21 protein-coding genes and 1 pseudogene are annotated in these 26,020 nt (G+C 65.4%); 10 read left to right on the top strand and 12 right to left on the bottom strand.

The annotated features are described in order from the left end of the window. The first annotated feature begins 49 nt into the window (after window positions 1-49). Window positions 50-1,321, top strand: coding sequence for an alpha/beta hydrolase family protein (locus EP7_RS04475; RefSeq protein WP_463526392.1), 1,272 nt, complete (start codon window positions 50-52; stop codon window positions 1,319-1,321). Window positions 1,322-1,423: 102 nt separating this feature from the next. Then, complete coding sequence (locus EP7_RS04470) at window positions 1,424-1,801, top strand: hypothetical protein (RefSeq protein WP_463526391.1); 378 nt, start codon at window positions 1,424-1,426, stop codon at window positions 1,799-1,801. Between the two features lie 27 nt (window positions 1,802-1,828). Here the strand turns inward: EP7_RS04470 and EP7_RS04465 are convergent, their stop codons facing one another. The 10 genes and pseudogenes from EP7_RS04465 to EP7_RS04420 form a co-directional block, all read right to left on the bottom strand. After that, complete coding sequence (locus EP7_RS04465) at window positions 1,829-2,974, bottom strand: exo-alpha-sialidase (RefSeq protein WP_463526390.1); 1,146 nt, start codon at window positions 2,972-2,974, stop codon at window positions 1,829-1,831. Between the two features lie 131 nt (window positions 2,975-3,105). Next, window positions 3,106-5,496, bottom strand: a complete 2,391-nt coding sequence (locus tag EP7_RS04460; RefSeq protein ID WP_463526389.1) for a phosphoketolase family protein — start codon at window positions 5,494-5,496, stop codon at window positions 3,106-3,108. Window positions 5,497-5,546: 50 nt separating this feature from the next. Further along, window positions 5,547-6,770, bottom strand: a complete 1,224-nt coding sequence (locus EP7_RS04455; RefSeq protein WP_463526388.1) for an acetate/propionate family kinase — start codon at window positions 6,768-6,770, stop codon at window positions 5,547-5,549. Window positions 6,771-6,868: 98 nt separating this feature from the next. Continuing rightward, the gene (locus EP7_RS04450) at window positions 6,869-8,578 is read right to left on the bottom strand and encodes a CRTAC1 family protein (RefSeq protein ID WP_463526387.1); all 1,710 of its coding nucleotides are present in this window, start codon (window positions 8,576-8,578) and stop codon (window positions 6,869-6,871) included. Between the two features lie 74 nt (window positions 8,579-8,652). Continuing rightward, entirely contained in the window at window positions 8,653-9,183 is a 531-nt protein-coding gene (locus tag EP7_RS04445; protein WP_463526386.1) for a hypothetical protein, read from the bottom strand. A gap of 147 nt (window positions 9,184-9,330) precedes the next feature. Then, the gene (locus tag EP7_RS04440) at window positions 9,331-10,572 is read right to left on the bottom strand and encodes a deiodinase family protein (protein ID WP_463526385.1); all 1,242 of its coding nucleotides are present in this window, start codon (window positions 10,570-10,572) and stop codon (window positions 9,331-9,333) included. A 56-nt stretch (window positions 10,573-10,628) separates the two neighbouring features. Then, window positions 10,629-11,963: pseudogene (locus EP7_RS04435) on the bottom strand (carboxymuconolactone decarboxylase family protein); the annotation flags it as partial. Window positions 11,964-12,040: 77 nt separating this feature from the next. Next, window positions 12,041-12,430, bottom strand: a complete 390-nt coding sequence (locus EP7_RS04430; protein ID WP_463526384.1) for a hypothetical protein — start codon at window positions 12,428-12,430, stop codon at window positions 12,041-12,043. Window positions 12,431-12,449: 19 nt separating this feature from the next. Then, a complete protein-coding gene (locus tag EP7_RS04425) occupies window positions 12,450-13,403 on the bottom strand; it encodes a DUF1559 family PulG-like putative transporter (protein ID WP_463526383.1) in 954 nt (317 codons plus the stop codon). A 211-nt stretch (window positions 13,404-13,614) separates the two neighbouring features. Then, window positions 13,615-14,067, bottom strand: coding sequence for a hypothetical protein (locus EP7_RS04420; RefSeq protein ID WP_463526382.1), 453 nt, complete (start codon window positions 14,065-14,067; stop codon window positions 13,615-13,617). Between the two features lie 368 nt (window positions 14,068-14,435). Here EP7_RS04420 and EP7_RS04415 point away from each other — a divergent pair, with 368 nt between their 5' ends. The 8 genes from EP7_RS04415 to EP7_RS04380 all read left to right on the top strand — a co-directional run bounded on the left by EP7_RS04415 (window position 14,436) and on the right by EP7_RS04380 (window position 24,551). Further along, entirely contained in the window at window positions 14,436-16,679 is a 2,244-nt protein-coding gene (locus EP7_RS04415; RefSeq protein ID WP_463526381.1) for a PSD1 and planctomycete cytochrome C domain-containing protein, read from the top strand. Window positions 16,680-16,705: 26 nt separating this feature from the next. Beyond that, entirely contained in the window at window positions 16,706-18,163 is a 1,458-nt protein-coding gene (locus EP7_RS04410; RefSeq protein ID WP_463526380.1) for a DUF1501 domain-containing protein, read from the top strand. Window positions 18,164-18,208: 45 nt separating this feature from the next. Beyond that, window positions 18,209-19,372, top strand: coding sequence for an ROK family protein (locus EP7_RS04405; protein ID WP_463526379.1), 1,164 nt, complete (start codon window positions 18,209-18,211; stop codon window positions 19,370-19,372). A gap of 101 nt (window positions 19,373-19,473) precedes the next feature. Continuing rightward, window positions 19,474-20,280 (top strand): helix-turn-helix domain-containing protein, encoded by an 807-nt coding sequence (locus tag EP7_RS04400; protein WP_463526377.1) that lies wholly within the window; start codon window positions 19,474-19,476, stop codon window positions 20,278-20,280. 59 nt (window positions 20,281-20,339) lie between these two features. Continuing rightward, a complete protein-coding gene (locus EP7_RS04395; protein WP_463526376.1) occupies window positions 20,340-21,089 on the top strand; it encodes a 3-keto-disaccharide hydrolase in 750 nt (249 codons plus the stop codon). Between the two features lie 120 nt (window positions 21,090-21,209). After that, complete coding sequence (locus EP7_RS04390) at window positions 21,210-22,586, top strand: ThuA domain-containing protein (protein ID WP_463526375.1); 1,377 nt, start codon at window positions 21,210-21,212, stop codon at window positions 22,584-22,586. Between the two features lie 81 nt (window positions 22,587-22,667). Beyond that, window positions 22,668-23,630, top strand: coding sequence for a sugar phosphate isomerase/epimerase family protein (locus tag EP7_RS04385; protein ID WP_463526374.1), 963 nt, complete (start codon window positions 22,668-22,670; stop codon window positions 23,628-23,630). A 108-nt stretch (window positions 23,631-23,738) separates the two neighbouring features. Beyond that, a complete protein-coding gene (locus tag EP7_RS04380) occupies window positions 23,739-24,551 on the top strand; it encodes a ThuA domain-containing protein (protein ID WP_463526373.1) in 813 nt (270 codons plus the stop codon). A 15-nt stretch (window positions 24,552-24,566) separates the two neighbouring features. Here the strand turns inward: EP7_RS04380 and EP7_RS04375 are convergent, their stop codons facing one another. Together EP7_RS04375 and EP7_RS04370 are read right to left on the bottom strand one after the other, a co-directional pair. Further along, window positions 24,567-24,944, bottom strand: a complete 378-nt coding sequence (locus tag EP7_RS04375; protein ID WP_463526372.1) for a hypothetical protein — start codon at window positions 24,942-24,944, stop codon at window positions 24,567-24,569. Between the two features lie 26 nt (window positions 24,945-24,970). Then, window positions 24,971-26,002 carry a DUF1559 domain-containing protein gene (locus EP7_RS04370; protein WP_463526371.1) on the bottom strand — a complete coding sequence of 344 codons (1,032 nt, stop codon included), beginning with the start codon at window positions 26,000-26,002 and terminating at the stop codon, window positions 24,971-24,973. Between the last annotated feature and the right edge of the window lie 18 nt (window positions 26,003-26,020).

Here is a 26,020-nt window from a genome sequence, read left to right as displayed (position 1 = left end):
CGATCACTCTAGCAGCGGGCCGGGGCAATGTCTCCCGCGCGGCGGTACCATGACGCTTTCGACGAACCCCGACCCGCACGGCCCCAGGAACCACACCATGCTCGCCCAGGCATGCTTCGCCCTCGCCCTGATCGCGGCCCCGGCCCCCGCCGATACAGAGGCCCCCCTTCCCGACCCGCTCGTCAAGCTCGACGGCCGCCGCGTGGCCGATCGCGACGAGTGGGTCAAAGTGCGTCGCCCCGAGTTGAAGCGGCTCTTCGAAGAACGGATGTACGGCAAGGCACCCGACGCCCCCGACAACCTGAAGGCGGCGGTCATCCGGGTCGACCGCGAATACCTGGGCGGCAAGGCGACGCTCAAGGAGGTGAGCATCTCCTACGGCCCGGCGGGGACGCCCCCCATCGGCATGCTCCTCATCATTCCTAACCACCGCAAAGGGCCCGCTCCCGCGTTCGTCGGCCTGAACTTCGCGGGCAACCACTGCGCCGTGGCCGATCCCAAGGTGGCGCTGCCGACGACCTGGATGCCCGCCTCCTCACCGGGCGTGAAGGACAATCGGGCGACCGAAGCCGGCCGAGGAAAGCAGGTCGACACCTGGCCCGTCGAGACGATCATCGACCGCGGCTACGCGCTGGCCACCGCCTACTGCGGCGACATCGCCCCCGACCACCCCGGGCACGCCGACGGCGTCCACCCCCACTATCCGGGCCATGATTGGGGGACCGTGGCCGCCTGGGCCTGGGGCCTCTCGCGTATGGCCGATGCGTTGGCCCTCGACCCGGACGTCGACTCCTCGAAGCTGGCCGTCGTCGGCCACTCGCGGCTGGGCAAGGCCGCCCTGGTCGCCGGCGCATTCGACCCCAGGTTCGCCGCGGTCATCCCCCACCAGGCCGGATGCGGCGGGACAGCGCCCAGCCGAGGGACGGTCGGCGAGTCGGTCAAGCGGATCAACACGGTCTTCCCGCACTGGTTCAATGATGCGTTCAAGACCTACAATGACGACCCCTCGAGGCTCCCCTTCGACCAGAATGCCCTCGCGGCCCTCGTCGCCCCCCGCCCGCTCCTCTTCAGCAACGCCGTCGAGGACACATGGGCCAATCCCGAGGGCCAGTTCCGCGTGCTCAAGGCTGCGGAGCCCGCATATGCCTTGATGGGAGCAGGTGGCCTGAACGCCGCCTCGATGCCCGAGGTCAATCACCTTGTCGATAGCACTCTCGGCTATGTGATTCGCCCCGGGAAGCACTCGATGAGCCCCCCGGACTGGGTCTTCTTCCTCGACTTCGCCGACCGCAATCTCGGCAAGCCCGGGGCCGCCCGCTGAAGAAACGGGCCCCGTTCGGGCGAATCGCCGGAACGGGGCCTAAAGTCTGAGTGGCGGACGCCGTCAATCCGCCGGGTCGAACCTCCTCACGAGTCGGGACCGATGACCAAGATTCGTTCGCTCGCCTGGGTCACGCTGATGGGAACGACGCTCGCCACAACGGGCTTCGCCGCCGAACGGACCGTGGTCGTTCCGCAGGATACGGAACCCTTTACCGTGACCGGTTCGGAGATCGTCCGCCTCGCGGCGAAGGGAATTGCCGGAAGCCGGATCGAGGCCAGGGTGACCGGCCCGGCCAAGGTCGTCGCCGAGAACTCGGTCTCCGGCCGGGTCGGAGGCCGCAAGCCGCTCGGCTTGCACGTCCGCGAATTCGAGATCGAGCCGACCGGTCCCGGCCGGGTGAAGGTCACGATCGTCGTGAAGCCCCCCCAGCCGAACGCCAAGCCCATCACAGCGGAGCATGAATTCACCGTTGAATGACCTGATATCGATCATCCTGGCCCCGGTTCAGGGCTTGCCCGGATCCCAGATCACGGCCTCGATCACCCGGGCGCCGGGATGGTCATCATCGGAGTTGTAGAAGACGGCCACGACCTTGCCGTCGGGCCTGACGACCGCCCTGGGATAGCCCATGTCGCGGCCGTCTGAATTGTGCAGCACGATGGGCTCGCCCCATGTCTTCCCCAGGTCGCCGCTTAGCCGGCCCCAGACGCCGAAGGGCTCGGAACGGTGGCCAGAGACCAGGGCGAGCCTGCCGTCATGCAGCCTGACCAGCGCCGCGGGGTTCCCTTCGCCCAGGTCGGGCTCGGGCGTCGACCTCAGCGACCAGGTCAGCCCGTCATCGTCCGACGCATAAAGGTCCAGCCAGCTAAGCGGTTCGTCTCTTCTGCGGATGACCGAGACCAACGACTTCGGGCCGGTGCGGACCGACGCCGGCATGATTGAATAGCCCGTCGGCTCCGGGCCGATGAACGAGAGAAATTTCCACGTCAGGCCACCGTCGGTCGTCCTCGCCGCGAACGGCCGCCCTTCCTTGCCGTTCGCCTTGGAGGCGGTCAGGAAGAGCGTGCAGGTGGACGGCCCGTCGATCACCATGTCGGTGCGGGCCATCACCCCCTTCTGGCCGAACATGGGCAGCCAGAACGGTCCCCGCCACGACTTGCCCCGATCGTAAGAGTAGAAGAACCGCGAACGTCCCGCTTGATTTCCATCCATCCGAGCGGTGAAGGCCAGGTCGGGATGCTTGAAGTTGATCGACTCGCGCAGGTCGGTCGGTGCGTCCTCGGCCAGTCCCGGGGGGACCTTCCCGTGGCGGGTCTTGGCCGTGCCGGCGAGCATCCCCGCGGGCCTGGGCTCCTCGATCGCCCAGCTCTCGCCGCCGTCCTTGCTCCTGGCGAGCATGAAGTGCTCGGGCATCTCCGGGTTGATATGGTGAGAACGTCCGCGGTCTTGATACGTCCCGATGCTGAACCCGAAGAGGATCTCATCTTCCCAGATCCAGATCCCCTGATTGGCCGGCCAACCCCCGAATTTCCCTCGCTCCGCGAAGACGATCCGACGCTTGACCGCCCCGTCCACGAGCTCCGCCGTGTGACCAGCCTGGCAAAATCCGACGAGAAGAAGGGCGACCATTTGGATCAAGATACGCCTCATGGACTGGCCCCCGATTTGATCGCCCTGACTTCGCCCCAACCTGTCTGCCCCGACGGAAGCAAACCCACCAGCCTGAACGATTCACCCGGCCCTGCCCGGCCGAATAGGTCCGAGACTTCGCCTCGGATCGTTCAGACGGGCGCGGGCACGGTCCATTTCCAGTTGCGGATTTCGGGCATATCTTCGCCGAATTTGGTGATGTATTGCCGGTGCTCGGTCAACTTGTCGCGCATGGCCTGCTTGGCATAAGCCGCCACGCTGTCTTGCTCCGGCAGGCGGTCGACGACGTCTCCGACGAGATGGAACCGATCGAGATCGTTCATCACGGCCATATCGAAAGGCGTGCTGATCGTCCCTTCCTCTTTGTATCCGCGGACGTGCAGGTTGCCGTGGTTGGTCCGACGATAGGTCAGCCGATGGATCAGCCAGGGGTAGCCGTGGTAGGCGAAGACGATCGGCTTGTCGCGTGTGAAGAGGGTGTCGAAGTCGTGGTCGTTCAGCCCGTGCGGGTGCTCGGTCTTGGGCTGGAGCTTCATCAGGTCGACGACGTTGACGACCCGCACCTTCAGATTCGGGATGTGCTCTCGGAGGAGTTGAACGGCGGCGAGGGTTTCCAGCGTGGGGACGTCGCCCGCGCAGGCCATGACGACGTCGGGCTCGCTGCCCTTGTCATTGCTGGCCCATCCCCAGATGCCGATCCCGGCCGTGCAATGCTTGACCGCCGAGTCCATGTTGAGCCACTGCGGCGACGGATGCTTGCTGGCCACGACCACGTTGACGTAGTGGCGGCTGCGAAGGCAGTGGTCCATCACCGAGAGCAGCGTGTTGGTGTCCGGCGGCAGGTAGACTCGGACGATCTCGGCCTTCTTGTTGACCACGTGGTCGATGAAGCCGGGATCCTGATGGGTGAATCCGTTGTGGTCCTGTCGCCAGACGTGCGAAGAGAGCAGGATGTTCAGCGAGGCGATCGGTCGGCGCCAGGGGATGCCCCTGGTCACTTTCAGCCACTTCGCATGCTGATTGAACATCGAGTCAATGATGTGGATGAACGCCTCGTAGCAGTTGAACAGGCCGTGGCGTCCCGTCAGCAGGTATCCCTCCAGCCATCCCTCGCACTGGTGCTCGCTGAGCATCTCGACGACCCTGCCTTCGCAGGCGAGGTGGTCATCGGTGTCCACCACCTCGGCCTGCCACTGCTTGTCGGTGATCTCCAGGACGGCGGTCAGGCGGTTCGACGCGGTCTCGTCGGGCCCGAAGATGCGGAAGTTACGCTCGTTCCTGTTCCGCCAGATCACGTCGCGGAGGAACTCGCCCAGGGTCCTGGTGTCCTCGCCCGTGACGCCTCCCGGTTGAGGGACATCGATGCCGAAGTCGCGGAAATCGGGGAGATGGAGGTCGTGGAGCAGCAGGCCGCCGTTGGCGTGAGGGTTCGCCCCCATCCGCAGATCGCCTGCGGGGGCGAGCGCGGCAAGCTCGGGCCTGAGCGTGCCCGCCTCGTCGAACAACTCTTCGGGGCGGTAGCTGCGCATCCAGGTTTCGAGCATCGTCAGGTGCTCGGGGTGTGCCCTGGGATTGGACAGTGGGACCTGGTGCGACCGATAGGTCCCCTCGACCGGCAGGCCGTCGACCACCTTCGGACCGGTCCAGCCTTTGGGGGTCTTGAGAACGATCATTGGCCATCGAGGCCGGTCGGAGACGCCCCCTTCCCTGGCCGCGGCCTGGATCGCCTCGATCTCTGCGAAGACGGTGTCGAGGGTCTCGGCCATCAACCGATGCATCGCCTCGGGCTCGTCTCCTTCGACGAAGTAGGGCGTATAGCCGTAGCCTCGCATGAGCATCTCGAGCTCGTCGCGGCCGATGCGTGCCAGGACCGCCGGGTTGGCGATCTTGTATCCATTGAGGTGGAGGATCGGCAGCACGACGCCGTCGTGGACCGGGTCGAGGAACTTATTGCCGTGCCAGCTCGTGGCCAGCGGCCCGGTCTCGGCCTCGCCGTCGCCGATGACGCATGCGACGACGAGATTCGGGTTGTCGAAGACCGCGCCGTAAGCGTGGCTGAGCGAGTAGCCGAGTTCGCCCCCCTCGTGGATCGACCCGGGCGTCTCGGGCGCGACGTGGCTGGGGATGCCGCCCGGGAAGGAGAACTGCTTGAAGAGGAGCTTCAGGCCCGCCTCATCCCGCGTGATGTTCGAATAATATTCGGAATACGTCCCTTCCAGATAGGTGTTGGCCACCAGCGCCGGACCGCCGTGGCCGGGGCCCGAGATGTAGAGCATCTCCAGAGAATCGCGTTGGATGACCCGGTTCAAATGGACATAGATAAAATTCTGGCCTGGCGTCGTCCCCCAGTGGCCTAGGAGCCTCGGCTTGACGTGCTCGAGGGTCAGGGGCTCCCTCAGAAGTGGGTTGTCGTACAGGTAGATCTGGCCCACGGAGAGGTAGTTGGCCGCGCGCCAGTAGGCGTCCATTCTGGCGAGCAGTCCCGGATCCGCGGGGCCGGACGTGCCGGAATTCCTGGTCACAAGTCGAACCCTCAAAGGTCTTCCGCGTGGCTGTCGAGGTTCGAGCTCGATCAGGATTGGTTCAATCTGAGCCCGGCGACGGCCCTGGCGATCGACCGCTCTTCATCGGTGCGAATGACGCGGACCTTGGCCGTGGAGTCGTCCGTCGAGATGACCGACTCGTTCCGCCCGTTTCGCGGGGCGTCGAGATTGATGCCGAGGAAGCCAAGCCGCTCGCAGATCGACGCGCGTATCTCGGGCGAGTTCTCGCCGATCCCGCCGGAGAAGACGAGCGTGTCGAGGCCGCCGAGCGTCGCGGTCAGGGCCCCGATCCACTGCCTCGCCCGATGGCAGAAGAGGTCGATGGCCTCGGCCGCTCGAGAGTCGACCGACCGGCGTCCAAGGAGGTCGCGCACGTCTGGGCTCGTCTCCGAGACCCCCAGCAAGCCCGACTGGTGGTTGACCATCGCGTGGAACTGGTCGACGGTCATCCCCTCTTCCTGCATGAGAAATCGCACGAGCCCCGGATCGAGGTCGCCCGAGCGAGTGCCCATCATCAGGCCTGAGGTGGGGGTGAAGCCCATCGTCGTCTCGATCGAGACACCGGCGAGGACCGCCGCCATGCTCGCCCCCGACCCCAGGTGGGCCAGGATCACACGGCCGCCCGCCTCGTGGTCGCCGCCGACTCGCCTCAATTCCTCCAGGAGGAATTCATACGACAACCCGTGGAATCCATAACGCCTGACACCCAAGGCTTCAAACCGGCGGGGAATCGCCACCATCTGGGCGACCCGGGGCATGTCGTGGTGGAAGGCCGTGTCGAAGCAGGCGGCCTGCGGGATGTCAGGGGCATGGGCCTGAAACGCCTCGATCAGGTCGATCTCGCCCGGGAGATGCTCGGGGTCGTACGCCTGGATTCGGCGCAATTCCTCGAGCAGCTCGCCCGTGATCGGCTCCGGCCGACGATATCGGGGGCCCCCGTGGACCACTCGATGGCCGATTGCCGCCAGGGCCCGACAGCCAACCTCGGCTTCGATCCATCCGATCACCGCCAAACCGGCGGCCCGGCTGTCGGGGGCCTCGACGGCGCTCGTCTCGGATGTGCCATCCCCCCTGAACGTCACCAGACGAGGGTCGGCCAGGCCGATGCGTTCCACACGCCCGGAGAAAAGGCGATGATCCGGATCCGTGGAATCGAACAGGGCGAACTTGATGCTCGAGGACCCGCCGTTGATGGCCAGGATGGCCGAGCGGTCGGGGATGCGAAGTGGTTGTTCCGCTCGGTCGGTCGCCATGGATTCACTCTCGGCAAACGCGCTGGATGGGAAAGCCTCGCCGTCGGAAAGGCATTCCCGTCGCAAGTTTCCCGCACGCATGCCCCCGCGGCAACCCCTCAGGGCTGGCGAACGGTGATTACCCGACCCGTGGCCACCTCGTGGAGCAGAGTCTTCGACCCGCCCGGCCAGGTAACCTCGAGCTGTGAGACCACGACCGATTGGCCCAACCCGAAATGCATCTCCAGGGCATTTTGCGACTGATGCGACGAGCCGCTCCGAAGCTCTCTTGTCTGAACCCTGCCCCCCTCCGTCAGGCTGACTCGGGCCCCGATGGCGGGGCTTCCGTGGCGGTTGAGCGGGCGCACCTTCAGCCAGTTCCCGGGATTCGGGGTGTCGTTGCGGAGCAGCAGCGGGCGAGAGTCCATCGCCGTGATCAGCAGGTCCAGGTCGCCGTCGCCATCGTAATCTCCCACCGCGAGCCCTCGCGCCGAGGCAGCGATCCGAAAGGCCGGTCCGGCCCGGTCCGAGACGTCGACGAGCTGGCCACCGTCGTTGCGAAGGAGAAAGGGGGTCTGCTTGTAACTCTCATTCAAGCTCGGGTCATGGTCGACCTGCGGGTAGATATGGCCGTTGGCGATGACGATGTCGACGTCGGCGTCCTGGTCGTAATCGAAGAAGGCGCAGCCCCATTTCAGGGCCTCGTAGGTAATCTTCTTCAGGCCGATCGACGCGGAGATGTCGTTGAAGAGGAGGTCGCCCTCGTTGCGGAAGAGGGTCGCCGAATCCTTGGCGAAGGTGGTCAGGAGGATGTCGGGTCGGCCGTCGCCATCGAAGTCGGCCGCGTCGACCCCCATTCCGGCCTGGGCCACGCCGCCGCCGCTGAGGCCCGCGCCGCTCCAGCCGCCCATCTCGGTGAACTTGCCCGAACCATCATTGCGATAGACGTAGTTCGGGTTGGAGTCATTGGCGATGAATAGGTCGATGTCGCCGTCGAGGTCGAGGTCCGAAGCCAGCACGCCCAGCCCGTATGACTCCGCCGTGTCCGTCAAACCTGCCTCGTCGGTGGCGTCGCGGAAGGTGCCGTCGCCCTGGTTCAGGAAGTACTTGTCGCGGCCGCCGCGGAATCCGAACGGGCCCGCGAGCACCTTGACCTTCTCGCGCCAAACAGTCGTGCGGCGGGCCGCAAGCACTTCGTCCATCGTTGCGTGAATATAGTTGGCAACGTAAAGGTCGAGGTCGCCGTCGCCGTCGGCGTCGAAGAACGACGAGCCGGCGCCCCAACCCGTGTCGGCGACGCCCGCACGCTCCGCAACCTGCTCGAAGCTGCCGTCCCCTTTATTCCGGTAGAGCCGATTGGGGCCGAAGTTGGTGACGTAAAAATCGACCAGTCCATCGTTGTCGTAGTCGCCGGCCGAGACGCCGCAACCCCAGCTCTCATCGGCCACCCCGGCGCGTTCCGTCACATCCTCAAAGGTTCCGTCACCCCGGTTCCGATAGAGCGCATTGCGACCCTGATGGCGGACCCGTGATGGCTCCTCGTCCAGGGCCCAGGCATTGATAAGGAAGACGTCGAGATGGGTGTCGCCATCGAAATCGACGAACGCGCAGCCGGAACCGACCGATTCGAGGATATGGTCCTTATCCTCGCCCCCGCCGTGGAGCACAGTCGTCAGCCCGGACGCATTGCCGACCTCGACAAACAGAGGATCGGCTGGCCCGACCTTCCCGGACGGGGCCTTCGCCGTCGGAACCACGGGCAAGGCCGAAGAAGGTTGACAGGCAGGAAGGCCCAAGAGGACCACGAAGGCGAGGCGGCTGCGCAACATGGTCGGGATCTCCGCCCCCGAGGCCGCCAGGACGGGCGATGGCCTCGGGGGACGTAACGGCGGCTGGACTCGGATCACTCTGGGGCGATGGCGGCGCCGAACAGCTTGGTGAGTTCATCTCCCAGCGTCTTGATCTCGCCGGTGTCGGCACCGGCGCGGCCGACCTTCGAGGCCAGGTCGAGCAGCCCCTTCTTCTCGCGATTGGTCACGAAGAGGTAGTCACCCTTGGTCTCGGCGTCGGTGTTGTGCGTGTGCCCGGCCTTCGCCAGCCGCTGTCGGATGGCCTGGATCTTCTTGTCCCCCTCGTTGGCGATGTTGGTGATCTCTGCGGCTGCCGACTCGAGGTGGCCGACCCGGCCCTGGGCGTCGCGGGTGGCCGCGGCGAGATGGCCTTGGGCGGCGGTCTCGTAACCGATAAGAATGCTCTTGACCAGCTCGTCCTCGGTCGCCTCGATCGCGATGATGGCGGTGGCCAGGTGCTCATAGGTGTCCGCGGCGGCCTGCGAGGCGCCTTCGGCGTGATGACCGGCGGGCGCCTGCGGCTTGGACGCTTGGTAGCCGACCAGGCCGGCACCGATGAGGATGGACGTGGCGAGATTGCGCATGGATCCGTTTTCCTGAGGGAGATCGAGTGGGGTCACCGTGCCGAACGGGTCGCTTCGAAGTTGCCGGCAAGGCCTCGAGTGCCGGAGGGGGGAGAACTCCTGGGCGAGCCGTCGACGGCGAATTTAAAACTGGGGATGGCCTTGAATTTACCGGTCAGCGGCGGCCCGGGGAACTCCCTGCACCGCCGAAGGCCGTGACTTCTCGCCCTGCAGGAGCAGGAGTACGAGAGAATGCTCGAGCTCGGCCGGCTTGAATCCGAATGGCCCCCGCCCACTCTTGTAAGCGACCTTGCCATCGTCATCGATGAGATAGAGCCGGCTGGGCATCCCGCTGTAGCGGGCACCCACGGCGTCGTCGATCGAGTCGACCAGCATCGGGAAGCCGAGTTTCAGGCGAGAGCTGCACGCCTGGGCGACATTCACACGTTCCTCGTAAGTCGTAGGCTGAGCAAGCGTCACCTCGACCCGGTCGTTGCTCTCCATCCGCCAGCCGTCGGTCGGATGGGCCTCGCGGACGTAGACCATGACGAACGTGGCCCGATCCTTGTAACGGCGGTAAAGCTTCTCCACGTTCCCCGCCTGGCTTCGGAACGGCCCGCAGGTGAAATTGCCGAAGACGAGGACCACGGGCTTCGATCCGACGAGTTTCGAAAGCGTGATCTCCCCCTTGCCATCATTGGTCTTCAGCGTGAAGTCGGGGGCCGACTCGCCTACCGCCGGGCCCGGCTGGAGTGAGCCGATCTCCTGTCGAAACAAGCCACGAACGAGGATCTCCTTCGAAGGACCGCTCGACTCCTTCGGCTTTGCGTCCCTGGTCGCCGGCCTTGACGGCGAGCGGAAGGCCTCCTGAAGGTCCGAGAGCGACAAGAAACCCTGGTCGCCGCTGTCGGTCGCCTTGAAGAAGACATCCAGCTCTTCACTGGTGATCTTGCCGTTGCCGTCGCGGTCGGCCCGATAGAAGAGCATGGCGCCGGGCGACGGAGCGAGCGCGTGGGGCGTGAAGTCGAAATCATCCTTGGTTAGCGAGCCGTCGCGGTCACGGTCGAGACGGGCGAAGTCGAGGTCGGAGCCCTGGAATTCCGCCCTGGAAATCTTGCCGTCGGCGTCGCCGTCGAGCCGGCTCCGGGTCGCTTCCCAGCCGAATTTCGTCTGCGCGACGGCGCGGCGGAACCAGCCGTCCTCGGGGCCAAGCTGGCTCCCCTGGAGGATGTCAGTCAGCATGTCCAGCCACTCGGGTCGGTCGGGGTAAGATTCGTCGAGAGCCCTGGTAATCGCCTTCCGCGCCTCGTCCTCGGGGTTCGAGGCTGGGCCCGGCTGCTGGGCATAGGCCGAGGCTCCCGTCAGGGCGAGCGTCAGGCTCGCCAGTCGCAGATAGCCGGTGATTCGCATCGGAACGTTCGCTCCCGTGGTGATTGGCGTCCGGGTGTTCGTCGAGTCTGGCGATCTCAGCGTGTCTTCAACGGGTCGGTCGAAGGGACCTTGTTTTCGAAGTCTTCGAAGACGTTCTCGCGCTCCAGCGGGAGCTGAAACCCATCGGAGACGCGGGTCATGTACAGGCCGCGGCAGAGCCACCAGAACGTGGCCATCGCCCGGTCGGGACCGAGGTCGCGTTCCAGAGTCTCGTAGTCGGCGCGGGTCAGATCCCAGGGAGTCTGGCTCAGCTTCCGTGCATATGCGTACGCACGCTGCTCGGCGGGGGGGAAGGCGGACCAGTCGTCGCCGGCCAGCTTGCGAGTCCGCTCGGCGACGGCCTCCTTGTCCAGGCCGGCAAGCTCCAGCAGCATCTCGCAGTGACCCATGCAGTAATTGCACTGGATCGCGCGAGTCTGGACCCAGAAGAGGCTCTCCTCGAAGACGCGGTCGGCCTTCGTCTCGGCCCACATCGTCCGGGTCGAGGTGCTCCAGGGGACGGCCAGTTCGGGGACATAGCCCGAGCAGACGAGGTTCCAGACGATCCGGGTGGGGCGGCCGGCAAACTCGGGGGGGAGGCCTTTCTTGACCTCGTCCCAGGTCGGGACCGGTAGTCGGGGCGTACGGGCACGCTGCTTCTCGAGCCTGGATTGCAACTCGTCGTACGACAGGGACGACCATCGAGGGTCGCGGTCGACTACCGTCTCGCCTTGCGACAGAAGTTGCGGCAGCCCGGCCTGCGGAGGCAAGATCGGCGCCGCCTGGAACGCCCCCGGGGCGAACGTGACTTTCAACGGGGCGAGTGGCCCGCCCTCCTCGATTGGCAGGCCGAGGCCGAGCACGATCCGATCCTGGAAGTTGCCGTAGGCCCCCAGCAAGACCATGGACGCAACGCCCTTGTCGCCGTAAGTCTCACGCAATGAGGCGAACAGCGAGTCGGGGATGGTCGGGGCGGCGAGGGTATGCAGGCGGGCGAATTCGAGGGGCTCCCGATCGGACTGGGGCCAGCCGGCCGGGTCACCGATGAGTGTCGCGATGGACGCGTCGTCGGCACCCGCTCGCCTGAGGTCGGCCAGGGCGTAGGCTTCTGAGTAGGCGCAACGGTTTGCGTGGGCAACAACCCAGCGCATCTTGGCCCTCAGCTTCGGGGCGAGTGGGCTTTTGGTGCGCTGCGCGAAGTCAACCTGGAGCATCGCCGCTGCGGTACGAGGCAAACGGGCCGCGACGGCTTTCGCCCAGCTGGGCAGGGCCTGCCCACCCCCTTCTGTCGCCTTGGGCATGCGGGCCCAGGCCTCGGCATCGGTCAGTTGCGGGGCGGCCGGGGCTTCGCCCAGGGACGGGCTGACATGGACGAAGGTCGCAAGGATCGCGAGCCCCAGGGCGATCAGGGTTCCCGTGTTGGTCGAGGGCATCATCGGCAAGTCCTCGGAAGAGGGATTGGGTTCGATCAGAAGTCGCGGAAGACCGTGAGTGCCGGGCTGGTGCCCACAACGTAGTTCACGCTCTTCGTCGACTGCTGCCCCTGGGGCGTCAGTAAGGTGAGCTTCACGGGGATCCGCAAGTTGGCATCGTCGTCCTTGCCTTTGCCGGCAACTTCATACGCGGCCAACTTCTTGCCGGCCATCCAGTCGAAGTCTTGCGCAACGATCGGCGGCGAGGCAGACTTCAGCGTCTCGATCGGCTCGCCGCGCTTCCAGCATTCGAGCGCCTGGACCAGGGCTTCGCGCGCCTTGGCCGGCTCGACGGGTGCCGCTCGCTCCTGCTCGTTGCAGCCGAAGATCAGGAACACGAACGCCATGAATGCTGTCGGCGTGGAGTACGCGACCGACGCCCGCATCGGCCGTTTCATCGAGGGATTAGAAGGAGTCGGCACTGATCACCTCCCCGCCCGCGATGGTACCGAGGGCGCGCCAGGCGGCCAGATTGACCGTGTCCTTCACGAACCGGACCGATCCGTCACCCATCAGCGTGTTGACTCCGCCGGGGTGTCGACTGCTGGGGGGCATGCTCGCCCGCAAGATGGTGAAGAACCCGCACGACCGAGAATTCGGCACATTGACGTGCTGGAAGACGTGCTGGCCGTTGAGCCAGGGTGAGCCCATGAACAAGGGGAACTGGCTGCTCAGGTCGGCGATATTCACCGCCTGGCAGATTTGCACAGCCTCGTCGAGCGTGGTCGGGGCGGCCGGGGAGAAGAAGACGTCGCTCCTGGGACTGATGATGGCGTTGCTCCCATCGGCCATCACCCGCTCGCTGAACATCGCAGTGTTGGACAGTCCGTCGATGATGGCGGAAAACCGGGTCGAGCTATTCCCGAAGAACGTACCGTCCGGCCCGCGCATCCCGGCATTGGGCCCGGACGCCATTTGCCAAACGATCCAGCTTCCCATGTCGGCCATGTAATTGGTCTGTGACCCGCGGGCGCGGATGGGGTTCGGAAGGTCCGATGGGCAGATGAATGCGCTCACGTCGGACATCAGCACCGTGCTGTTCGCCGCATCGGCAAAGTTCAAGGTGAAGTTCAGGGCGTTGTACATCGGCGTTTGCTCCAGCTGGGGCAGCATCATGCTGAGCGCCGAGAACGACGTGACGTTGTAGACGAGGTAGGATCCGGGTAGCGCACCGACCTGGTCGTGATAGCTGTGGGCAGCGATACCCAACTGTTTGAGATTGTTGACGCACTGAGCCCGGCGGGCGGCCTCGCGGGCGCTCTGGACGGCGGGAAGCAGCAGGGCGATCAGGACGGCGATGATCGAGATGACGACGAGCAATTCGATCAACGTGAACGCATGCCGACGATGAGGGCGCATGGGAAACTCCGGCGTGGAGATTTCAGACAATTCCAAGAAATGTGGGGATTTGATCGAGGCGCGGACCCGAATCGCAGGCCGAGCGATCGCCGCGAGCCCTCGCGTCCCGACCGTCCCTTCCGGGATGACGGCCTAACGCAGAGCGACGTTGCGTACGCCGGCTTTCACGAGTACGGACGTCGGCAGCGACGTGCGATTTCGGGTTGCGAGATCAGGACGTGATGGGAGAAGTGGCGAGGCGGGGCGGATGAAAAATCGGGGCGGGACGATTCAAAGAGCGAAGGGTCGTGACAACGTCGAAGGGGTCGCCGGCATCGGGATCGGCCGTGGCAGGCCGGTCGACGGACAACGCCCACTGTTCGGCGCCGAGCGGGGGCAGCGAGGGGACCGCCGTCGTCGGGGTCGACGGGTTGCCCGAGCAAAGGGCGCCGTCGCACGCAGGAGGCTGCGGCCGCGGAGCCCGGTCCCGCTCGGTGGAAGTGGTTCCGCCGAGCAGCTGCGATTCAAGCCCGGCAAGCTCGACGCGGAGCTGAGGGTGAGCGTTCAAATAGTGGGCGGCACAGCCGGCGACGGCCTCGTTGGGCGAGACAATCCCGGCGGTCAGGAGCGACAAGATCGCTCCGAGCCAGGGACCCGCCAGGAGGCCGCGCATCGTTCGTTTCATGCCGTCCCGTCGGTCGTTCGGCGAACAAGGCGGAGGCCGCCGTTCAGTCCCGAACCGGTGTTTGATCCTGGAGTCTCGTGAAGAGGGGATGACGACGAACGTATCATGCGCATCGCCCGGAATCAATCATGTTGCCGTTTCCCTCTTCAGGGTCAGTGGCGAGCCATCAACACGGCGGACGTTGTGGTTAGAAACCGAAAGGGATTCAACAATCGCACAGAAAATGTCGTAGAAGGCTCCGCGACAAGCTTGACGCCTTGACCGTCGAGAGCTAGCCTGGCAATTCGTTAACAAAGCTTCCAAACTCGTAGGCGGCTTGTTCGACGGGCCATTCGGGCTCTCTCGCGGCCCGACCTGAGAGGACGCCGATGGGTCATTCAGCCGGAATCTTCGGTGGACCACGTGGCCTGATCGTCGGGATCATGGCCCTCGCCCTGGCCGGCCCTGGGCTGGCCGCCGAGTCCGTCGACTTCGATACCCGAGTCGCGCCGATCTTGATCATGCGTTGCCTGGAGTGCCACGGCGAGACTTCGCCCGCGGGCGGCCTGGTGCTCACCGACGCCAGGTCGCTCGGTCGTGGCGGCGACAGTGGCGAGGTCATTGAGCCGGGAAAGCCCGAAGAAAGCCTCCTGCTCGGGCGAGTTGTCGACGGCGAGATGCCGCCGAAGAAGCAGGGGCATTCCCAGAAGCTAGCGGCCTCGGAAATCGAGGCGTTACAGGCCTGGATTGCGGGAGGGGCGATCTGGCCCGTGGGGCGGACGCTTGACCGCGACGAGCGGACGACCGAAGTGAGGGCCGGAAGGGATTGGTGGGCGCTTGCCCCGGTGCGACGCCCGGAGGAGCCCACGACCCGCCGCACAGATTGGGTCAAGAACCCGATCGACGCGTTCATCCTCGCCAGGCTCGAAGCCGAACGACTGACCCCCGCCCCGCAAGCGGATCGGCGCGTGCTCATCCGCCGCGCCTACTTCGACCTGACGGGCCTGCCGCCCACCGCCGCGGAAGTCGATGCGTTCGTTGCCGACGACGCGCCCGACGCCTACGAGCGACTGGTCAAGCGTTTGCTGGACATGCCGCAGTATGGCGAGCGTTGGGGCCGATACTGGCTCGACCTGGCCCGCTTCGCGGAGACGAGCGGGTACGAACGCGACCAGGAGAAGCCGGGGGCCTGGAAGTATCGCGACTGGGTCGTGCGCGCGTTCAATGAGGATATGCCCTACGACCGGTTCGTCCGCGAGCAGATCGCCGGCGACGAGGTCGGCGACCGGACTGAGCAGTCCGTCGTGGCCACCGGCTTTCTGCGGCTAGGCACCTGGAACGACGAACCGAACGACCCGCAAGACTACAAATATGAGCGTCTGGAAGACATGGTCCACGCCACGACCACGGCCTTCCTGGCGATGACCGTCAAGTGCGCCCGCTGCCACGATCATAAGTTCGACCCGATCCCGCAGACCGACTATTACCGCGTGGCGGCCTCATTCTGGTCCGGGCCGATCGAGCCTCGCGACGGCAAGCTCCTGGGCGGCCCGACGAAGGAAGAGTTGGGGTACGACGTCCTGGGCTGGACCGATGTTTCGCGCAATCCCGCCGATCTGCACCTGCTCAAGAAGGGCGAGCACACCCGACCCGGGGCCGTGGTGGCGCCGGGCGTACTGGCGATGGTCCCTCGGCTGGACAAGCCGTTCTCGCCGCCGCCGGCCGAGGCGAAGACGACCGGCCGTCGGCTGCAACTGGCCGCCTGGATCAACGAACCCACCAATCCGCTGACATCCCGCGTGTACGTCAATCGGCTCTGGCAACACCACTTCGGCCGAGGGTTGGTGAGCACACCCGATAACTTCGGCTTCACAGGCCAGAAGCCGACGCATCCCGAGCTGCTCGACTGGCTGGCCGACGAGTTTGCCAAGGGTGGCCTCAAGACAAAGCACCTCCAATTCCTGATGATGACCTCGCGGGCCTATCAGCAGGCGTCGATCCATCCCGACGACGCGACGCAGTCGGTGAGGGATGCCGATAACTCGCTCGTCTGGCGCGGGTCGCGACGCAGGCGTGATGCGGAGTCGTTGAGGGACGCGATCCTGGCGGTGGGCGGCAAGCTTGACTTCCGCGTCGGCGGACCGAGCTTCCGCCCCGAGTTCAGCCCCGAGGCCCTGGAAGGACTTTCTCAGAAGACCGGCGACACGAAGCCATCGCCCGCGAGCGAGCAGGGCCGACGCAGCATTTATATGTACTCGCGTCGGAGCCTGCTGTCGCCGATGATGACGACGTTCGACTTCTGCGACACTACCCTTCCGTGCGGCCAGCGCGACGTGAGCGTGGTTGCGCCCCAGGCCCTTGCCCTGCTCAACGGGGCATTCGCCCACGACCAGAGCCGTGCCGTCGCGGACCGCGCCATCGTGCTCGGCGGCACCGATCGCGCCGCCCGAGTCGAGGCGGCCTGGCGACTTGTCCTTTCCAGGACGCCGAGCGACGCGGAGCGAGCCGCGGCCGTCGACCATCTGGACCGGCAGCGTGGACGGCTCGGCGGCGACTCCAGGGCCGACGACCTGGCGCTCGCGTCGCTCTGCCACGTGCTGATCAACTCCAACGAATTCATCTTCGTCGACTGACGGCGATTGCCAACGGAGCAAGACCGATGAGCGACCGACGTCTCTTCCCCTGCGGCCAGTCTCGCCGTGAGTTCCTCTGGGAGATGGGCGGAGGCTTCGCCGGAACGGCTCTGGCCGGAATGCTGGCCGGCGACGGGTTCTTCCCGCGCAAAGCGGCCGGGGCCGACGCCAACCGCACCTCGCTGCTCCCCCGCGCGGGGAATTTCCCCGGCACCGCACGCAACGTCATCTTCCTGATGATGAATGGCGGCCCGAGCCAGGTCGACACGTTCGACCCCAAGCCGGCGATCGAGAAGTACGCCGGCCAGCCGCTGCCTGCCGACAAGAAGTTCATCAACTCGGGCGGCCGCAAGATGGGCTTCCTCACGCCCGCCTTCCGCAAGTTCCGCCCCGGCGGCCAGAGCGGCCTGATGGTCTCGGACTACTTCCCCAAGGTCCGCGAGCACGCCGACAAGCTCGCCGTGATCCGTTCGTGCCACACCGACAGCCACGCTCACGGCTCGGCCCTGGTGGCCATGAACACGGGCAAGACCTTCATCGGCCGGCCTTCGTTGGGAAGCTGGGCCGTCTACGGCCTGGGCAACGAAAACCAGAATTTGCCCGGCTACGTCGTGATCCTGGACAAGCGGGGCGGCCCGATCAGCGGCCAGCCCAACTGGTCGAGCGGCTTCATGTCCGCGGGCTACCAGGGGACCCTGTTTCGCCCCACGGGCAATCCGATCCTGGACCTTCAAGGGCCGGGATATCTCAGCGGAAAACCGCAGCGCGAACAGCTCGACCTGCTCGCCCGCCTGAACCAGGAACACCTGGACGCCCGCCCCGGAGGCCAGGAACTTGCCGCCCGAGCGGCGTCCTATGAGCTGGCCTACCGCATGCAGGCCGAGGCGCCCGAGGCGGTCGACCTCTCGACCGAGACCGATGAGACGAAGCAACTCTATGGTGTGGGCACGCCGCAGACCGACGAATTCGGCCGCAATTGCCTGGTCGCGCGCCGGCTGGTCGAACGCGGTGTCCGGTTCGTCCAGCTCTACTCGGGCGGCGGGCACCTCGACGACACCTGGGATGCCCACGTGAACATCGAGGACAACCACTCTCGCCACGCCGGCGAGATCGATCACCCCATCTCGGGGTTGCTCACCGACCTCGACCGACGGGGGTTGCTGGAGAGCACGCTCGTGGTCTGGGGGGGCGAGTTCGGCCGGATGCCATTCAGCGAGGGGCCGGGCGAGAAGGGCCGAAATCACAACCCTTACGGCTTCAGCATGTGGATGGCCGGCGGCGGCGTGAAGGGGGGGATCGCTTACGGCGAGACCGACGACTTCGGCTTCGAAGCGGTGGTCGACAAGGTCCACCTCAATGACATCCACGCCACGATCCTCCACCTGCTCGGCCTCGATCACGAGATGCTGACGTATTTCCACGAGGGGCGCAACCAGCGACTGACCGACGTCAGCGGCCGCGTGGTGCGCGAGATCCTCGCCTGAGATTCGGCCCAGACCCACCCTCTCCTCTCCCGGGAGCGGCTGCCCATGACGTCCTTGATCCAGCCCCAACTCCTGCGGCGGATGACGGTTCGCAGGGTTTTGGAAGTGCTCCGCGACCACGGTCCATGTACACGAGCCAACCTGACCAGGCTCTCCGGAATCAGCGCTCCGACGGTCTCGAAGGCCGTCGGCGTCCTCCTCGAATCGGGACTCCTCGAAGAGGGCGATTCGCAGATGGGTGCCCAGGGACGACCCGGGACGCTGATCCGACTGGCCCAGGATCGTGCTCAAGTCATCGGGGTCGTCCTCGATGCTGGGTCGTGTCACGTCGTCTCGGCGAGCCTCGACGGCACGATCCGCGAGGTCGACTCGGCCAGCTTCCCTTCCCCCGAGACTTACGACGGCCTGCTGGACGAAATCGCCCGGGAAACGACCCGCCTGATCGGCCGCGACGGGGTGAAAACGCTCGCGATCGGGATCAGCATCCCGGGCCTCATCGATGCCCGGACAGGGTTGGCCATGCTCTCGCCCAATCTGCACATCACCGACGGTCGATCGCCCGACCGCGACCTGAGCCGTAGGCTCGGCGTCGAATGCGTGATGTATCAGGAATCTCGGGCTCTCTGCCTCGGCGAGCGGATGTACGGCGCCCCCGGGACTCTTGACGATTTCGTCATGCTCGAGATCAGCACGGGTCTGGGCGTGGGGGTCATGATGAACGGCCGCCTGATGGAGGGGCACAGCGGCCTGGCCGGCGAGCTTGGCCACGTCACGGTTGCCCTCGACGGGCCGGCGTGCGGGTGCGGCAATCGCGGCTGCCTGGAGACGCTCGCGACCGACCTCGCCTTCACGCGGAGACTCTCCGAACGCCTAGGCAGTCCGATCACCCTCGACGAGGTCCGGGAACAAATTCAGGCCGGCACCCTCGACGCCGAACCGGAATTGAACCTGGCCTGCGAGTACCTGGCCATCGCCGTGGCGGCCGCGATCAATCTCTGGAACCCGGCGACCCTGTTTATACACGGCCGCCTCTTCGACGTCCGCGAGGGACTCTTTGATCGCGTCCGGGAGCTGACCCGACGCAGGGCGCTAGCCCCCTCCCTGGCCGATTGCCGGATCCTCCGCGCACGTTGGGGCAAGCGTCAAGGCGCGGTCGCGGCGGCCATCCATCACCTGATCGACGCGCACGGCCCGGTCCTGGGCGAATGACCGGCAGGCGAACAAGGGCGAGTGCTGGCGTCGTCGGTCCCCGTGCGCGATGATGTCAGGTCCACGCCCGAGCGCTTCTCGGGACGCCCGGGGTCGGGTCCATGAAGCCGAACCATTCCTTGCTGCAACTGGCGGAACTCTTCGATTGCGTCGACGACGTCGTCGTCTGGGTCAAGGACTGCGCAGGTCGATATTGCTGGGTCAACCGGGCGTTCCTCGTCGAGTTCTCGTTGCGTGATCGCGACGATTCGGCAGCCCCCGGGCCCTCGGACGTCCTGGGCAAGACCGATTACGACCTCTCTCCCGCGTTCCTGGCCGATCAGTTTCGGCTGGACGACGATTACGTGCTGGCCGGCCGGCGGATCGTCAATCGGATCGAGCAGGTCGGCCAGCCCGGCGGCCTGGCCGTCTGGAATGTCACCAACAAGATCCCGCTCGTGGGCGATGGCGGCAAGGTGATCGGCACGGCCGGCCTGACGCGACGGCTGGTCGCACCCGGGCAGGCGACGACCCCGGGGCTCGAATTCGGCCCGGTGTTGGCGCACATGCGAGACCATTACCAGGCTCCGATCACCAACCGGCAGCTTGCGAAGCTGGCGCACATGTCGGTCCGTGCCTTCGAACGCAAGTTCCAGACGAGCTTCCACCTGACCCCGCAGAGATACCTGCGCAAGCTCCAGATGCGGATGGCCAGCCGCGCATTGGTCTACTCCAGGCAGCCGCTGGCGGACGTGGCCAGCGGCTGCGGCTTCTCGGATCAGAGCCACTTCACCCGTGAATTCCGCCGCCATTTTGGACGGACTCCGCGCGACTATCGCGAGCATTACTCGAGGGGCGGAGGCGCTGCCGCTCCTGTTCCAAATCTAGCCGCAGACGAGCAAGAATCGCCGGGCCTGGCGGCGTTATAGTCCAGATCGTCCGACGGGCGGCGCTGGGGCCGCCCCGGAGTCGATCGGGGACCTCGTCCATGATGAAATTGCGCCTCGCCATGCTCCCGGCTGCCGGGCTTCTCGCCGCCTCCCTGGCATGGGGGGCCGACTCTCCCACGCCCGAGGGCTTCACCTCGCTCTTCAACGGCAAGGATCTGACGGGCTGGGTGATTCCCGAGGGAGACGGCGGCCACTGGAAGGTCGTCGACGGCGTCATCGACTACGATGCCGAGAGCGAGGCGAAGGGGGACAAGGCCCTCTGGAGCGACAAGGAGTACGGAGACTTCGTCCTCCAGCTCGACTGGAAGATCAAGGAAGCTCCGTACATCAACAAGAGCATCCCTTACATTTTGCCGGATGGTACCCACGCGAAGGATATCAAGGGCAAGGAGCTGAGGGTCCCGCTTCCCGACGCCGACTCGGGCGTCTACCTCCGAGGCGACGGATTCTTCCAGACCAACATCTGGTGCTGGCCCATCGGCTCGGGCGAGATGTACAGCATCCGGACCGACTCCAAGTCGTCGCCCGAGTTGAAGGCAGCCGCCACCCCCATCCATCAGGCCGACAAGCCGGTCGGCGAGTGGAACCACTTCGAGATCACCGTGAAGGGCAAGACGGTCAAGGTCGTCCTCAATGGGGTGACCGTGATCCCCGGGGCCACCATCCCCCAGCTTCCCGCCCGAGGGAAGATCGCCTTTCAACATCACGGATCGAAGAAGGACGGGGTCTGGGTCGGCCCCCCCAGCCTGGTCCAGTTCAAGAATGTCAGCATCAAAGAGCTGGATTGACGGAGGGCGATAATCCCGACGCATGGACTCCACCGTCACGAGCCTCTCAGGGGCATGGAAGCCCGATCAGCGATTCATGTCAATGGATCAGGATTCGTCCGCTCGTCAGAGGAGATTTTCATGGCCGTGCGGATCAATCGCGGAATGCTGGCCTTTCTGGCGGTCACCTGCCTATTGGTGGGCCACCCCGGAACGGCCTCGGCCGAAGGTCCCGTCCGGGTCCTGATCTTGGGCGGCGACGCGAACCCTGGAGTACGAGAGACGGCCCCGATCCTACGACGGATCCTCGACGACTCGGGCCGGTTCGACGTCAAGGTGAACGAAACATCCGCCGGATTGACCTCCGCGGCCCTGGAAGGGTTCGACCTCGTGGTGGTCAACGGTGCCGCCCCCGATGCGGACAAAGTCATCACCGGATTCGTCGAGTCCGGAAAGGGCCTACTCGTAACCCGCGGCGCACTCGCCGGCACGCCGATCCCGGCCTCGTCGCCAATCGACTCTGACGGGTCGTCCACACCAATCCGCTTCGTCGAGGTGAAGATCACCCTTCCCGACCATCCGATCGTCCGAGGCATGAAGGCCGGGTTCCTGATGCCGGATTCCCTTCCGCGCGGCCTGAGCGTCCGCCCCGATGCCGAGGTGATCGCCACGGCCGACGGAGGCGCGAAGGACCAACCCGTCCTCGCAGTGTCCAGGGTCGGCAAGGGTCGGGTCATCACGCTGGCCCTTGGTTCCGATGTCTCGGCACTGCACGAACCGCAGGTCATCGCCACTCTGGCGCGTGCCGCCGAATGGGCTGCGACGGGGACCGTGACCCTTCCCGCAGAATTTACGCCCCCGCGCCCGACCTCTGACGCGGTCAAGGGCCTGGTCATCACCGGCGGCCACGACCACGAAGCCCAATTCTACTCGCTCTTCGCGGGCCACAACGACCTAGGCTGGCTGCCGGTCGACACCGCCGCTAACGCGTTCAAGAAGGACATCCGCGGCAAGTATGACGTTGTCATCATGTACGACTTCACCCGGGAGCTGGACGACACCTGCCGGAAGAACCTCCGCGACTACGTCGAGGCGGGAGGCGGGGTTGTCGTCCTGCACCACGCCCTGCTGAACTTCCAGAAATGGGCGTGGTGGTCCGAGGAGGTCGTCGGCGGACGATACCGCCTCCAGCGCGAGGGGGACAGCCCTAGCTCGGGGGTGAAGGACGGCCAGGAACTTTTCGTAACACCCGCGACCGACCACCCCGTGCTGGCCGGAATCGCCCCCTTTCACATCCATGATGAGGCTTACAACAAGCTCTTCATGTCGCCCAAGATCAAGGTCCTCCTGACGACGGAGAATCCCGCGAGCGAGACCAACGTCGCCTGGATCGGCCCATGCAGCACTGCCAAGGTGGTCGCGATCCAGCTCGGCCACGGCCACACGGCGTTCGGCCATCCCACGTACCGGAGCTTGGTGCACAATGCCGTCCTCTGGGCGGCCGGCAAGGCGGACTGATCCGGTCGTTCGCCTGAAAACCGGGTCGTCCACCGGCCTCATCATTTGCTTCTTTCCCCTTATTCCATCGAGGAATCTCCGATGAAGTTGGGTCTTTATAGCATTACTTACATGGGCCTCTGGTATCGCGGCGAGGCCCTGACCCTGCCGCAGATGATCACCAAGGCCAAGCAGTACGGCTACGACGGCATCGAGATCGACGGGAAACGACCGCACGGCTGCCCGCTCGACTGGACCCCCGCCAAGTGCAAGGACCTGCGAGCCCGCGCCGAGGGCGAAGGGCTCGACATCTTCGCCGTCGCGGCCAATAACGACTTCAGCAATCCGGTGCCCGAGGTCCGCGAGGCCGCGATCGGATCGGTGCGCGACCTGATCAAGATGACGGCCGACTTCGGAGCCCCCACCCTCCGCGTGTTCCTCGCCTGGTGGGGTATCACCCGCCACCCGCAACTCGCCACCTACGACATCGCTGAGGGGTACTGGCCCATCGTCCACGAGAAGTTCTCCACCGAGGAGATCTGGGGTTGGTGCCGCGAGGCACTCATCGAGTGCGCCCGCTATGCAGGCGACGCCGGGGTAACCCTCGCGTTGCAGAATCACAAGCCCTTGATTACCGACCACCACGACCTGCTGCGCATGGTCCGCGAGGTTGGCTCGCCCCACCTGAAACTCTGCCTCGACGCCCCGCTGATGAATGACCGGAGCACGAGCGGGATCTTCGAAGGGGCCCGCGCCGTCGGGTCGCTCCAGGCCCTCTCGCACTTCGGCGGCGAGTTCGAGCGCCAGGCCGACGGATCGATCCGAGGCTTCGAACGCAACGACGGCGTCGTCGGCGAGGAGACGAACCGGTACTACCGCGACTTCGCCCGCGCTATGGCCGAGATCAGCTACGACGGCTACATCGGTTACGAGCTCTGCCATCAACTCCCCGTCATCAACGGCCAGACCGTCGGCATCGATTACGCCGACACCCAGGCCGAGCTCGCCGCCGAGTTCATGCGCCAGTTGATCGACTCCGAGGTCGTCGCCGTCAGCGGCCGTTGAGCCATTCAGGACACCCCTCGCGTCGGTTCAACCGAGGTGACGCGAGGGGTGTGGCCCGCCCGTTGCAGGATCGAGCACACAGGCAGAATCACCGATCGGGAGATTCTCATGAACTCGACGCGATGGATCATGCTCGTGGGCCTGGTCGTGGGATTGGCCATCCCGGCCTCGGCGCAGGAGAAGAAGAAGCGGCTTCTGGTCGTCGGCCAGAGCAAAGGGTATCAGCACGAGTCGGTCTCGGCCGCCATGGTCACGCTCTACAACCTCGGGCGCAGCTCGGGGAAGTGGGAGACCGACCTCCGCACCGACTGCACCAACATCACCAAGAAGAAGCTGAAATACGAAGTCAAGAACCTGAATGACTACGACGCCGTCGCCTTCTTCACCGACGGCAATCTGGACATGGACGACTCCCAGAAGGCCGACCTGATCTCGTTCGTGCACGATGACGGAAAGGGCTTCCTCGGCATCCATAGCGCCACGATCACGTTCATGGGCTGGCCCGAGTATGGCAAAATGCTAGGTGGCTACTTCGATGGACACCCCTGGGGAACGTTCGAGGCCCCTTTGATCGTCGAGGACCCGTCCTTCCCGGGGATGAAGCACCTCCCTCGCAGCTTCACCCTCAAAGATGAAATCTATCAAATCAAAGATTTCTTGCGCGATGACGTCCGGGTCCTGGTGCGGCTCGATGCCGACAAGGTCGACCTCTCGAAGAAGAGCATCCACCGCAAGGACAAGCACTTCGCCGTCGCGTGGGCCCGCCAATATGGCAAGGGGCGAGTTCTGTACAACGGCCTGGGCCATTCGAAAGAGGTCTGGGACAGGCCCGATTTTCAGGAGATGTGGCGGGAATCGGTGCTCTGGTCGATGGGCCTCATTCCCGGGGATGCCAGCCCGCAGCCCAGGACCACCCCATAAGCCGGACGACGCGACTCAGTCGCCGCGAAGGACCGACAGGCCGGGCTCGAGGCCGATCTGATAGCTCACTCGGCGGCGGATCGAAGCACCGCTCGCATCGCGGAGCGTCAGGTCGACTGGAACACTCGCATAGGGCTGGATCGGTTGGTCGGGCTCGGCCAGTTGATGACGTTCCAGGCGAAATCCCGCCTTGTGGTCATCGTCGACGAACCGGATCGGCGGTCTGAGGCGGGTGAGGTCGCGGGCCGTTCCCCCTTTCCATGCGTCGAGCGCGACGGTCAAAACCTCGCGGGCGCGGGCGGAATCGTACTTGCCGGCGGCCGACCCGGCATCGCCCGAGCAGCCGGCCGCGAGGGCTGCCATCAACGCTGGCCAGAGAATCAGGGTCCGCATCGACTGCCCTCTGATCGATCGTGACATCAGTAGGCATCCGAGCTGACAACCTCGCCGCCGGCGACGGTGCCCAGGGCCCGCCAGACGAAGCCGTTGACGGTCTGCTTGATGAACTTGACCGAGCCGTCGCCGAAGAGGGTGTTGACACCGCCAGGATGGTAGCTCCTCGACGTCACGGCCGCGAAGGTCGGCCCGCCGATGCGCTCGCGGTTGCCGTTCAGGTCGACGTCGGGAAACGACCTGCTCGGCCCGCCCGGGGTCCGCTTGTTCGGCGGCCAGGCAGTCGTGAACCCGTTGTGATGCACGGTCATCTCGGCCCATTGCGAGTGCGCATTCAGCAGAAAGGTGCATCCTCCAGCGAGATATTCCGGGGCGATGGTCAGAGGATCGGCGTCTGGCGCCGGGATCGTTGCCGGATCGTTGATGAGCGAGAGCCTACCGCAATCGCGGACGTAGGGTTGCTGGTTCTTCACCTCGGCGATCAGCATCGTCTGGCTGGTGCCGTCGGAGAACGACGCCCAGTTGCGGCTGAGGTTCACGCCAAACGCCGAGCGGGTGATCGGGCCGCCATCCGGCCCCTGCCAGACGTACCAGTCCCCCATGCTGAAGCCGTAATTGACACCGCCAATTCGCCCGAACGTCGCATGGACGATGGGCTCGCGACGGATCTCGCTTGGGCAGAGATAGGCCTCGATGACCTGCCCAGTTGCAGTGCTATTGTCCAGCAGCCCATAGGCCGAATCGAGATTGATCGCGTTGTAGGTGGAAGACTGTTCGAGGAACGGCAGGATCCTGGCGTGCGGACCCCAGTTAGACGTCCAGATCGCACCGCCAGGCCTGCGGACGATGACCGAGGTGGGCGGCAGGCCTCCCAGCGAGGCCTCATAGTTGTTGATCGCCAGGCCCAGTTGCTTCAGGTTGTTGATGCATTGCATCCGCCGGGCCGCCTCGCGGGCACTTTGCACGGCAGGCAACAACAAACCGATCAAAAGCGCGATGATGGCGATGACAACCAGCAATTCGATCAGCGTGAACCCGCGGCCTGGCTGGCGACGCATGGGGAGACTCCCAGGGGC

Source organism: Isosphaeraceae bacterium EP7 (assembly GCA_038400315.1).
Taxonomy (GTDB): Bacteria; Planctomycetota; Planctomycetia; order Isosphaerales; family Isosphaeraceae; genus EP7.
This window is presented reverse-complemented; position numbering and strand designations above follow the sequence as displayed.